Source organism: Microbacterium ginsengisoli, from assembly GCF_000956535.1.
Classification (GTDB): domain Bacteria; phylum Actinomycetota; class Actinomycetes; order Actinomycetales; family Microbacteriaceae; genus Microbacterium; species Microbacterium ginsengisoli.
Genome location: NZ_JYIY01000076.1, coordinates 113,532 through 125,445, shown reverse-complemented (window position 1 = coordinate 125,445; position 11,914 = coordinate 113,532). Strand labels below are relative to the sequence as shown.

Sequence of the window (11,914 nt, the reverse complement as noted above, 5' to 3'; positions counted from 1 at the left end):
CCGGCGACCTAACCTCGCCGAAAGCCATCCACGAGCGGGAGTTCTCATGCGCATCCTCATCATCGGCGCGGGCGGGGTCGGATCGGCGGCGGTGCGTATCGCCGTACGTCGCGACTTCTTCGAGGCATTGGTCGTCGCCGACTACGACCCGGCGCGTCCGCAGGCCCTCGTCGACGCCGTCGGCGACCCTCGAGTGATCGCCGCACAGGTCGACGCCTCGAACGCGGACTCGGTCGCCGACCTCATCCGCGCGCACGACATCACCCACGTGCTCAACGCCGTCGACCCGCGGTTCGTGATGCCGATCTTCGACGGGGCGTTCGCAGCCGGCGCCACCTACCTCGACATGGCGATGAGCCTGTCGCACCCGCATCCCGACCAGCCGCACGCTCTGCCCGGTGTCAAGCTCGGCGACGAGCAGTTCGCGAAGGCCGCCGAGTGGGAGGCCGCCGGGCGCCTGGCGCTCGTCGGCATCGGCGTCGAGCCGGGCCTGTCGGACGTCTTCGCCCGCTACGCCGAAGACGAGCTGTTCGACGAGATCGACGAGCTCGGCGTACGCGACGGCGCGAACCTCGTCGTCGCCGGGTACGACTTCGCCCCGTCCTTCTCCATCTGGACGACCATCGAGGAGTGCCTGAACCCGCCGGTCATCTACGAAGAGGGCACCGGCTGGTTCACGACGCCGCCGTTCTCCGAGCCCGAGGTGTTCGATTTCCCCGACGGCATCGGCCCGGTCGAGTGCGTGAACGTCGAGCACGAGGAGGTGCTGCTCATGCCCCGCTGGACGAAGGCGAAGCGCGTCACCTTCAAGTACGGTCTCGGCGACGAGTTCATCGGCGTGCTCAAGACCCTGCACAAGCTCGGGCTCGACAAGACCGACAAGGTGACCGTGAAGGGCGTGGATGTCTCGCCCCGTGACGTCGTGGCCGCATGCCTGCCCGACCCGGCCACCCTCGGCGACAAGATGAGCGGCAAGACCTGCGCCGGCGTCTGGGTGCGCGGCACCGGCAAGGACGGCAAGCCCCGGTCGACGTACCTCTATCACGTGGCCGACAACGAGGAGACGATGCGCGAGTACGGCTCGCAGGCCGTGGTCTGGCAGACAGCCATCAACCCCGTCGTCGCCCTCGAACTGCTCGCCACCGGTGTGTGGTCGGGCACGGGCGTACTCGGCCCCGAGGCGTTCTCGGCGACCCCGTTCCTCGACCTGCTCGCCGCCGCCGCCCCGGCCGGCTACGGATCGCCGTGGGGCATCGAGGAGAAGCCGATCGACTGAGCCGCGCCGGGCGACGCTCGCGTAGGGTCGGGGCATGCCTCTCGACCTCGACGCGATCTATGTCGACCTGCACCGCCACCCCGAGCTCTCCTTCCAGGAGCACCGCACGGCCGGGGTGATCTCCGAGCACCTGACCGCGCTCGGCATCCCGCACGAGACGGGCGTCGGTCGCACAGGCGTCGTCGCGACGCTCGAGAACGGCGACGGCCCGGTCATCTGGCTGCGCGCCGACACCGACGGGCTCCCGGTGCCCGAGCAGACCGGCCTCGACTACGCGAGCACCGCGCGCGGCGTCGACCCGGCGGGCGTCGATGTGCCCGTCATGCACGCGTGCGGGCACGACATGCACATCACCGCGCTGCTCGGCGCGCTCGAGCGCCTGTGGACCGAGCGGGGCGGCTGGGCGGGCACGATCGTGGCGCTGTTCCAGCCGGCGGAGGAGTTCGGCGCGGGCGCTCGGGCGATGCTCGACGACGGCCTGCTCGACCGGTTCCCGCGGCCCGAGGTGGTGCTCGGCCAGCACGTGACGAGCACCCTCCCCGCGGGCCGTCTGGGTGCCCGGCCGGGCACGCAGATGGCCGCCGCCGAGGGCCTCACCGTCACGCTCCACGGGCGCGGCGGCCACGGCTCGCGCCCGCACGAGACGATCGACCCGGTCGTGCTCGCGGCGGCGACGGTGATGCGGCTGCAGACGATCGTCGCCCGCGAGACGAGTGCGCAGGACATCGCGGTCGTGACCGTCGGCTCCATCCACGCCGGCCTGAAGCACAACATCATCCCCGCCGAGGCGACCCTCGAGCTGAGCCTGCGCTACACGACCGACGACCAGCGCGAGCGACTGCTCAGCCAGGTGCACCGCATCGTGAACGCCGAGGCCGCGGCATCCGGGGTCGAGGTTCCGCCCACGTTCGACGGCGTCTTCACCCTGCCGCCCACCATCAACGACGAGGCGGCGACCGAGCGCGTCATGGGCGCGTTCCGCGCGGCGTTCGGCGAGCACGACGTCGTCGACCCCGGGCTGTTCACCGGCAGCGAGGATGTCTCGTGGTTCGCGCGCGACGCGGGGGTTCCCCTCGTCTACTGGTTCTGGGGCGGCGTCGACCCCGAGGCGTACGCCGCCGCGGTCGCGGCCGGCACGCTCGGTCGCGACATCCCGGCGAACCACTCGCCGTTCTATGCGCCGGTCATGCACCCGACGATCGAGCGGGGCGTCGACGCGCTCGTCGTCGCCGCCCGCGCCTGGCTCGGCTGAGCGCGCGAGACCGTGCGCGCGGCTGACCGTTCGGCGCCCCGTCGAGCACGATCGGAGAAGCACGCACAGAATCGCGCGGGGTACCGTGTGCTCGATGCCGCCGCGTGCGGCCCGAGTGGAGGAGACGCCATGACCCCGAGCGACGAGACGTTCAGCGCCGAGGAGCGCGCCGCCATGAAAGAGGCGGCAGCCGAGAAGCGCACCGCCGCCAAGCGCGCCAAGGACGCGGACAAGGCCGCCGCCGAGCTGCAGGACGTCATCGACAAGATCGCGACCTTCTCCGACTTCGATCGGCCGCTCGCCGAGAAGGTGCACGAGATCGTGACGACCGTCGCCCCGCAGCTCGCGCCGAAGCTCTGGTACGGCATGCCGTCGTACGCGAACGCCGAGGGCAAGTCGGTGCTGTTCTTCAAGGACGCCGCGAAGTTCAAGGACCACTACGCGACCCTCGGATTCCAGGCGACGGCCCACCTCGACGAGGGCACGTTCTGGGCGAAGGAGTTCGCGATCACGGCCATCGACGACGCCGTCGCCGCCCAGATCGCCGAGCTCGTGCGCCGCGCGGTGAGCTGAGGCATCCGCTCTCGATATCGCGTCGGGGATGCCGCATCCGCACCTGCGGACGGCATCCCTCACAACGATCGGGTGAACCCTCAGGAATCCGCGTTGCGGCGCCGTCGGCAAGCGCGTAATGTCGCGCGTCGTGACAAACGACGGTTCCGAACACGGCACGGACGCCACGGCGGCTGACCCGGTCCCGGACACACCCATCGCCAAGCGCATCCTCATCGGTGATCCGCTGGCCTCCACCGACGCCGAGGACCATCTGCTGCGCAAGCGCATGGCCCTTCCGATCTTCGCGTCGGACGCGCTGTCGTCGGTCGCGTACGCCCCGCAGGAACTACTCATGATCCTGCTGATCGGCGGTACCGCGTTCCTCGCGTTCAGCCCCTGGATCGCGACCGCCGTGGTCGTGCTGCTGATCGTCGTGGTGCTGTCGTACCGGCAGCTCATCAAGGCCTACCCGTCGGGCGGCGGCGACTACGAGGTCGCCCGCGTGAACCTCGGTGAGAAGTCGGGCGTCGTGGTCGCCTCGGCCCTGCTCGTCGACTACATCCTGACGGTCGCGGTGTCGGTCGCCTCCGGCGTCGACAACATCATCTCCGCGCTGCCGGTGCTCAACACGTGGCGCGTCGAGCTCTCGATCGGCTTCGTCGTGTTGCTCGTGCTCGTCAACCTCCGCGGCGTGCGCGAGGCATCCCGCGCCTTCGCTCTGCCGACCTACATCTTCATCGGCTCGATCGCGCTGATGATCGTGGTGGGTCTTGCGCGCTGGGCCGTCGGCGACACCCCCATCGCCTCGAGCGCCGGCTTCGCGGTCAAGGCCGAGGACATCACGCAGGCGGGCATCATCCTGCTCATCCTGCGCGCGTTCTCCAGCGGCTGCTCGGCGCTCACCGGCGTCGAGGCGGTGTCGAACGGCGTGCCCGCCTTCCGCCGCCCGAAGGTGAAGAACGCGCAGCGCACGCTGACCGCGATGGGCCTCATCGCGATCATCCTGTTCGCCGGCCTCACGATGCTCGCCCTGGTCGCGGGAGTGCGCTATTCGGAGGACCCGTGTGCACTCGTGGGCTTCGACTGCGTCAACCAGCCCCAGCCGAGCCTCATGGCACAGGTCGCCGCGGCCACCTTCGGCAACAACTCGATCCTGTTCTTCGTCGTGCAGGCGGCGACCGCGGCGGTGCTGCTGCTCGCGGCGAACACCGCCTTCAACGGCTTCCCGCTGCTGGGCGCGACCCTCGCCCGCGACGGCTACGCACCCAAGGCCCTCAACACCCGCGGCGACCGTCTCGTCTTCTCGAACGGCATGGTCGCGCTGGGCCTGGCCGCGATCATCGTGCTCGCCGTCACCCAAGCGAACCTCACGACACTGATCCAGCTGTACATCATCGGCGTCTTCGTGTCCTTCTCGCTCGGACAGGCCGGCATGGTCGTGCACTGGCGGCGCGAGTTGAAGAAGCTGAAGTCCCTCACGCCCGAAGCACGGGCGCAGAAGTCCGCGAGCTTCACGCACCGCGAGATCTGGAACGGCCTGGTCATCAACGCGACGGGCGCCGGCTTCACGGCGGTCGTGTTCATCGTCGTGACGATCACCAAGTTCGTGCACGGCGCCTGGCTCGTGTTCCTCGCCATCCCGATCCTGTCGCTGCTGATGATCGGCGTGAACCGGTACTACCGCGATGTCGAGCACGAGATCCGCTTCGACGACCATGTGCACTTCGGCTCCGCGGGTGACGTGGCGATCGTGCTGGTCGGCAAGCTCCAGAAGCCGGTCGCGAAGGCTCTCGACTACGCGCTCGCCGCACGCCACGACAAGACGATCGCGCTGCACGTCGCGCTCACCAAGGAGAGCGGCGACGACATCCAGAAGGAATGGGTCGACCACCGGATGCCGGTGCCCCTGGTCATCCTCGACTCGCCCTATCGCGCCTACGTCGCACCGATCGTCGGCTACATCGAGAAGTACCGCGAGAAGTACGGCCCCGCCGTCGTCACCGTCTATCTGCCGCAGTACATCGTCGGTCACTGGTGGGAGAACTTCCTGCACAACCGGCGCTCGCGGCGCATCGCGCAGCAGCTCATGCTCGTGCACGGCGTCTCGATCACCCTCGTGCCGTGGATGCTCGACTCGTCGGAACTCATCTACGGTCGTCGCTCCCGCCCGCTCCCGGGCCAGCAGCGCGCGGGTCGCGGCACCGAGCCGACGGTCGGGTCGCTGCCCGGCGCCCGCGGTCGCGACTGAGACGCCGCCGCGCCCGCCGTCCTCACGCGGCGTAGCCTGGAGGGATGACGTCGCTCGTGCCCGACCTGGCAGCCCTGCGCGCCGATTTCCCCCTGCTCGACCGTGAGATCGACGGTCACCCGGTCGTGTACCTCGACTCGGGGGCGACAAGCCAGAAGCCGCGCATCGTGCTCGACGCGGAGCGCGAGTTCCTCGAGCGCGAGAACGCGGCCGTGCACCGTGGCGCCCACACTCTCGCCGCCGAGGCGACCATCCGCTTCGAAGACGCCCGCGAGGCGGTCGCCGGCTTCGTCGGCGCCCCCGCCGAGCAGCTGGTGTGGACGAGCGGCGCGACGGCAGGCCTCAACTTGCTCGCGTACGGCATCGGCAACGCCACGGCCGGGCGCGGAGGCGCGGCATCCGCTCACCTGGCCCTGCGCCCCGGCGACGAGATCGTCGTGACCGAGGCGGAGCACCACGCGAACCTCATCCCGTGGCAGGAGCTCGCGGCCCGCACCGGCGCCGTCGTGCGGGCGATCCCGGTGCACGACGACGGCACGCTCGACCTCGATGCCGCCCGCGCCCTCATCGGCCCGCGCACCCGCGTGGTCGCCTTCACGCACGTCTCGAACGTGCTCGGCATCGTCAACCCGGTGGCCGAGCTCGTCGCGCTCGCGCACGGCGTCGGCGCCCTCGCCGTGCTCGACGCCTGCCAGTCGGCCCCCCACCTGCCGCTCGACCTGCCCGCGCTCGGGGTGGATGCCGCGGTCTTCTCGGGTCACAAGATGCTCGGCCCCTACGGGGTGGGCGCCCTCTACGGCACCGCCGAGCTGCTCGAGGCGCTGCCGCCGTTCCTCACGGGCGGCTCGATGATCACGACCGTCACCCTCGAGGGCGCGGAGTACCTGCCGCCGCCGCAGCGGTTCGAGGCGGGCACCCAGCCCGTGTCGCAGGCGGTCGCCCTGGCCGCCGCCGCACGCTACCTCGACGGCATCGGCATGGCCCGCGTGCGCGACCACGAGCACGAGCTCGAGCGACGCCTGCGCGACGGACTGCGGGAGATCCCGGGGGTGCGGCTGCTCGGCGACGCCGATGTCGAACGGGTCGGGCTCGCCTCGTTCGACGTGGCGGGCGTGCACGCGCACGACGTGGGCCAGTACCTCGACGCCCGCGGCATCGCGGTGCGCGTCGGACACCATTGCGCCCAGCCGCTGCACCGCCGGTTCGGCGTGACGGCGACGGTGCGCGCCTCGACGCACGTGTACAACACGAGCGCCGACGTCGACGCGCTCGTCGAGGGCGTCGCGGGCGTGCGTGCGTTCTTCGGAGCCGACGCGTGAACGGCCTCGAGCAGCTCTACCAGCAGCTGATCCTCGACCACTCTAAGCACCCGCACGGCTTCGGGCTCGACGCCGCCGCCGAGGGGTCGCCGCGCTCGCACCAGCGCAACCCGATCTGCGGCGACGAGATCACGCTGACCGCCACGGTCGAGAACGGCGAGGTGAGCCACATCGTGTGGGAGGGCGCCGGCTGCTCGATCTCTCAGGCCTCCGCATCGATGCTGTCCGCGCTCGTCGACGAGGAGGACGGGATGCCGCGGGCCGAGGCATCCGCTCTGATCGCCTCGTTCCGCGAGGCGCTGCGCTCGCGCGGGCAGATCGCCCTCGACGAGGAGGAGTTCGGCGACGCCGCCGCGCTCTCGGGCGTCTCGAAGTACACCGCTCGGGTGAAGTGCGCGATGCTCGCGTGGGTCGCCCTCGAGGACGTGCTCGCCCGCTCTTGAGATCCGGGCGTCGGGCCCGCCGCAGCGGACGTGGGGCCGCGTGCGCACGGATTCCGTGAGTGCCCGTGCGGGCGCCGTATGGATTCCGTAAGGACGCCGTCCGGGGTGCTCCGGGCGGTGTTCGATCGGGTGTCGTGCCCCCACCGGGCACCCGCGTCCTCGCGGATCCGCACCTCTGGAGTCCTCGTGCTCGATCTCATCTGCATCCTCGGCATCGTCGCGCTCTTCGCGATCGTCGCCCTCGTCGCCAAGGGGGTGGAGAAGCTGTGATCGTCTTCTCGATCGTCGCGGCCGTGCTCGCCCTCGCCGCGATCGCCTACCTCGTCGTCGCCCTCGTCGCCCCCGAGAAGTTCTGATGGATGCCGCGACCATCTGGGCCGGCATCGCACAGGCCGCGACCCTCATCCTCGTCCTCGTCGTGCTGTACCGCCCCCTCGGCGACTACATGGCGTGGATCTTCACCGCCCGCAAGAACCTCGTCGTGGAACGCGGCATCTACCGCGTCATCGGGGTGGATGCGGCATCCGAGCAGACCTGGCAGGCCTACCTGCGCGGGGTGCTGCTGTTCTCGTTCGTCGGCGTGATCTTCGTGTACGCCCTGGAGCGGCTGCAGCAGTGGCTGCCGTACTCGCTGGGGCTTCCCGCGGTTCCCGAGGGTCTCGCCTTCAACACCGCGATCTCGTTCGTCACCAACACCAACTGGCAGTCGTACTCGCCCGAGCAGACGATGGGCTACACGGTGCAGTTCGCCGGCCTCGCGGTGCAGAACTTCGTGTCGGCCGCGGTCGGCATCGCGATCGCCGTGGCCCTGGTGCGCGGGTTCGCGCGCCGCCGGGCCACCACGATCGGCAACTTCTGGGTCGACATCGTGCGCGTCATCTGGCGGCTGCTGCTGCCGGTCTCGATCATCGCCGCGGTCGCGCTGATCGTCGCGGGCGTCGTCCAGAACGTGTCGTCGTGGACCGATGTCACCACCGTCACCGGGCAGACGCAGTCGATCCCGGGCGGCACCGTCGCCTCGCAGGAGGCCATCAAGGAGCTCGGCACGAACGGCGGCGGGTTCTTCAACGCGAACTCCGCCCACCCGTTCGAGAATCCCACGCCGTGGACCAACCTCCTCGAGATGGTGCTGATGCTCGCGATCCCGTTCGCGCTGCCGCGCACGTTCGGTCGCATGGTCGGCGACAACCGCCAGGGCTACGCGATCGTCTCGGTCATGGGCACCCTGTTCCTCGCGTCGATCGTCGCGGTGAGCTGGCTGGAGGCGTCGGGCCTCGGCGCGGCGGCACAGGCCGCGGGCGGGGCGATGGAGGGCAAGGAGCAGCGGTTCGGCATCCTCGGATCGGCCCTGTTCTCCTCGACCACCACCCTCACCTCGACGGGCGCGGTCAACTCGATGCACGACTCGTTCACGCCACTCGGCGGCATGATCCCGATGGTCAACATGATGCTCGGCGAGGTCGCCCCCGGCGGCACCGGCTCGGGTCTCTACGGCATGCTCATCCTCGCGATCATCGCCGTCTTCGTGGGCGGTCTGCTCATCGGGCGCACACCCGAGTACCTCGGCAAGAAGATCGGCCCCCGCGAGATCAAGCTCGCGAGCCTCTACCTGCTCGCCACCCCGACCCTCGTGCTGCTGGGCGTGGGCGCGAGCTTCGCGATCCCGCCGATCCGCGACGAGATCGAGAACGTGTCGATGCTGAACCCCGGCGTGCACGGCTTCAGCGAGGTGCTCTACGCGTTCACCTCGGCCGCGAACAACAACGGCTCCGCGTTCGCCGGACTGACCGCGAACACCGGATGGCTGGACGCTGCCCTCGCGGTCGCAATGCTGCTCGGCCGGTTCGTGCCGATCGTGCTCGTGCTCGCCCTCGCCGGATCCCTCGCCGCCCAGGGCACGCTCCCGACGACGGCCGGCACGCTGCCGACGCACCGCCCCCAGTTCGTGGGCCTGCTGATCGGCGTGTCGATCATCTTCACCGCTCTCACCTACTTCCCCGTGCTCGCGCTCGGGCCCCTGGCAGAAGGACTGTCCTGATCATGACCACCACCGCTCCGGTCGCCGAGAAGGCGACTCCCCGTTCGCGCGCGTTCAGCCGCGAACAGGTGCTGCAGGCACTTCCCGGCGCCCTGCGCAAACTCAACCCCGCCACCCAGTGGCACAGCCCCGTCATGCTGCTGGTCTGGGTGGGTGCCGCCCTCACGACGCTCATCGCGATCGCCGAGCCGTTCCTGCACCAGGACGGACCGGCCGTTCCCGCAGGATTCACCTGGGGCATCGCGATCTGGCTGTGGCTGACGGTCGTGTTCGCGAACCTGGCCGAGTCGGTCGCCGAGGGTCGCGGCAAGGCGCAGGCCGCGTCGCTGCGCAAGACCCGCACGACGACGTCGGCCCGCAAGGTGGTCGCCTACGATCCGGCGACGGATGCCGCGGCCACCGCGGCCGAGACCGTCGAGATCGCGTCGGCCGAGCTGCGGCTCGGCGACGTGGTCGTCGTGACCGCGGGCGAGCTCATCCCGGGCGACGGCGACATCGTCGACGGCATCGCGACGGTCGACGAGTCGGCGATCACGGGCGAGTCCGCACCGGTCGTGCGCGAGTCGGGCGGCGACCGCAGTGCGGTCACCGGCGGCACCCGCGTGCTCAGCGACCGCATCGTGGTGCGCATCACCGCAAAGCCGGGAGAGACCTTCGTCGACCGTATGATCGCGCTCGTCGAGGGCGCGGCTCGTCAGCGCACGCCCAACGAGATCGCGCTGTCGATCCTGCTGGCGAGCCTGTCGATCGTGTTCGTGATCGTGGTGCTGACGCTGCAGCCGATCGCGGCCGCCGTGGGCGCCCCGGTGGGCATCCCGGTGCTCGTCGCCCTGCTCGTGTGCCTCATCCCCACGACGATCGGCGCGCTGCTGAGCGCCATCGGCATCGCCGGCATGGATCGTCTCGTGCAGCGCAACGTGCTGGCGATGTCGGGCCGTGCGGTCGAGGCTGCCGGTGACGTGTCGACGCTGCTGCTCGACAAGACCGGCACCATCACGTACGGCAACCGTCGCGCGTCCGAGTTCGTGCGCATGCCCGGCGTCGGCGACGAGGTGCTCGCGCAGACCGCGGCGCTCTCGTCGCTCGCCGATCCCACCCCCGAGGGCACCTCGGTCGTCGAGCTGGCGACGAGCCGCGGCATCCGTGCGGAGCTGCCGGCCGGCGCCGTGTTCGTGCCGTTCACCGCGCAGACGCGCATGTCGGGCGTCGACCTCCACGACGGCACCGCGGTGCGCAAGGGCGCCGGCTCCGCCGTCACGGCGTGGCTGACCGGCGCGGGCGTGGAGATCTCCGACCACACCCGCCAGACCCTCACTCGCATCACCGACCAGATCGCCGGATCGGGCGGCACCCCGCTCGTCGTCGCGACCCTGGACGCCGCGGGCATCGGCGCGATCCTCGGCGTCATCCACCTGAAGGACGTGGTGAAGGACGGCCTGAAGGAGCGGTTCGCCGAGCTGCGGGCGATGGGCATCCGCACCGTCATGATCACGGGCGACAATCCGCTGACGGCGAAGGCGATCGCCGCGGAGGCGGGGGTCGACGACTTCCTCGCCGAGGCAACCCCGGAGGACAAGCTCGCGCTGATCAAGAAGGAGCAGGGGGGCGGGCGGCTCGTCGCGATGACCGGCGACGGCACGAACGACGCCCCCGCGCTCGCGCAGGCCGATGTCGGCGTGGCGATGAACACGGGCACGTCGGCGGCGAAGGAGGCCGGCAACATGGTCGACCTCGACTCCGACCCGACGAAGCTGATCGACATCGTGCGCATCGGCAAGCAGCTGCTCATCACGCGCGGCGCACTGACCACCTTCTCGCTCGCGAACGACGTCGCCAAGTACTTCGCCATCATCCCGGCGATGTTCATGACGGTGTTCCCGGGCCTGGCGGCGCTGAACATCATGGGGCTGCACTCACCCGCCTCGGCGGTCACCAGCGCCATCATCTTCAACGCGCTGGTCATCATCGCCCTCGTGCCCCTCGCCCTGCGCGGGGTGGCGTACAAGCCGGCGAGCGCCGCGCGCATCCTCAACCGCAACCTGCTCGTCTACGGCATCGGCGGTGTCATCGCCCCGTTCATCGGCATCAAGCTGATCGACCTGGTCGTCGGCCTCATCCCCGGCTTCTGACCGAAGAAAAGAGACAGACATGTCCACGCTCTCGCGCACCTCGCTGCGCACCTTCGGCGTCGCCGTCCGTGCGATGCTCGTCTTCACGCTGATCCTCGGCATCGGCTACACCGCCGTGGTGACCGCGGTCGGCCAGCTGGTGTTCCCGTGGCAGGCGAACGGGTCGCTCGTCACCGACTCGTCGGGACAGACGGTCGGAAGCTCCCTGATCGGCCAGCAGTTCCTCGACACCGAGGGGAACCCCTCGCCGCGGTACTTCCAGCCGCGGCCGTCGGCGGCGGGCGAGGGCTACGACCCGACGGCCTCGGGCGGCTCCAACCTCGGCCCCACCAACCAGAAGCTCGTCGACGCGATCACCGGGCGCCGGGCGGCCGTCGCCGCGTTCGAGGGTGTCGACCCGTCGCTCGTTCCCGCCGACGCGATCACCGCGTCGGGCTCGGGTCTCGACTCCGACATCTCGGTGGCCTACGCCGACCTGCAGGTGGCCCGCATCGCCCGCGAACGGGGGCTCAGCGAACAGGTCGTGCAGCAGCTGGTCGCGTCTAAGATCGAGCCGCGAGACCTCGGGTACCTCGGCGAGTCCCGGGTCAACGTGCTCGAGCTCAACCTGGCGCTCGACGCGCTCTCGCACTGAGACCTCGGGCGAAGGACGGA

General features: G+C 70.3%; 11 protein-coding genes. All 11 read left to right on the top strand.

The features are described from left to right. The first annotated feature begins 46 nt into the window (after positions 1 to 46). The 11 genes from RR49_RS10240 to kdpC all read left to right on the top strand — a co-directional run bounded on the left by RR49_RS10240 (position 47) and on the right by kdpC (position 11,894). Positions 47 to 1,276 (top strand): saccharopine dehydrogenase family protein, encoded by a 1,230-nt coding sequence (locus RR49_RS10240; protein WP_045247982.1) that lies wholly within the window; start codon positions 47 to 49, stop codon positions 1,274 to 1,276. Between the two features lie 34 nt (positions 1,277 to 1,310). After that, positions 1,311 to 2,528 carry an amidohydrolase gene (locus tag RR49_RS10235; RefSeq protein ID WP_045247981.1) on the top strand — a complete coding sequence of 406 codons (1,218 nt, stop codon included), beginning with the start codon at positions 1,311 to 1,313 and terminating at the stop codon, positions 2,526 to 2,528. Between the two features lie 129 nt (positions 2,529 to 2,657). After that, a complete protein-coding gene (locus tag RR49_RS10230; protein ID WP_045247980.1) occupies positions 2,658 to 3,101 on the top strand; it encodes a DUF1801 domain-containing protein in 444 nt (147 codons plus the stop codon). A 118-nt stretch (positions 3,102 to 3,219) separates the two neighbouring features. Then, complete coding sequence (locus tag RR49_RS10225) at positions 3,220 to 5,331, top strand: APC family permease (protein ID WP_045247979.1); 2,112 nt, start codon at positions 3,220 to 3,222, stop codon at positions 5,329 to 5,331. Positions 5,332 to 5,375: 44 nt separating this feature from the next. Beyond that, positions 5,376 to 6,650, top strand: a complete 1,275-nt coding sequence (locus tag RR49_RS10220) for a SufS family cysteine desulfurase (protein ID WP_045247978.1) — start codon at positions 5,376 to 5,378, stop codon at positions 6,648 to 6,650. Then, the gene (gene sufU, locus RR49_RS10215; RefSeq protein ID WP_045247977.1) at positions 6,647 to 7,093 is read left to right on the top strand and encodes a Fe-S cluster assembly sulfur transfer protein SufU; all 447 of its coding nucleotides are present in this window, start codon (positions 6,647 to 6,649) and stop codon (positions 7,091 to 7,093) included. Before RR49_RS10220 ends, sufU begins: the two co-directional genes overlap by 4 nt. A 105-nt stretch (positions 7,094 to 7,198) precedes the next feature. After that, entirely contained in the window at positions 7,199 to 7,363 is a 165-nt protein-coding gene (locus RR49_RS10210) for a hypothetical protein (protein WP_048808978.1), read from the top strand. Further along, on the top strand, positions 7,360 to 7,449 hold the full coding sequence (locus tag RR49_RS10205) for a potassium-transporting ATPase subunit F (RefSeq protein WP_045247975.1): 90 nt from the start codon (positions 7,360 to 7,362) through the stop codon (positions 7,447 to 7,449). The genes RR49_RS10210 and RR49_RS10205 overlap by 4 nt, the downstream gene beginning before the upstream one ends. Next, the gene (gene kdpA, locus RR49_RS10200) at positions 7,449 to 9,131 is read left to right on the top strand and encodes a potassium-transporting ATPase subunit KdpA (RefSeq protein ID WP_045247974.1); all 1,683 of its coding nucleotides are present in this window, start codon (positions 7,449 to 7,451) and stop codon (positions 9,129 to 9,131) included. Before RR49_RS10205 ends, kdpA begins: the two co-directional genes overlap by 1 nt. Positions 9,132 to 9,133: 2 nt before the next feature. Next, positions 9,134 to 11,260 carry a potassium-transporting ATPase subunit KdpB gene (kdpB, locus tag RR49_RS10195; protein ID WP_045247973.1) on the top strand — a complete coding sequence of 709 codons (2,127 nt, stop codon included), beginning with the start codon at positions 9,134 to 9,136 and terminating at the stop codon, positions 11,258 to 11,260. Positions 11,261 to 11,279: 19 nt separating this feature from the next. Further along, positions 11,280 to 11,894, top strand: a complete 615-nt coding sequence (gene kdpC, locus RR49_RS10190; protein WP_045247972.1) for a potassium-transporting ATPase subunit KdpC — start codon at positions 11,280 to 11,282, stop codon at positions 11,892 to 11,894. Positions 11,895 to 11,914 lie beyond the last annotated feature (20 nt).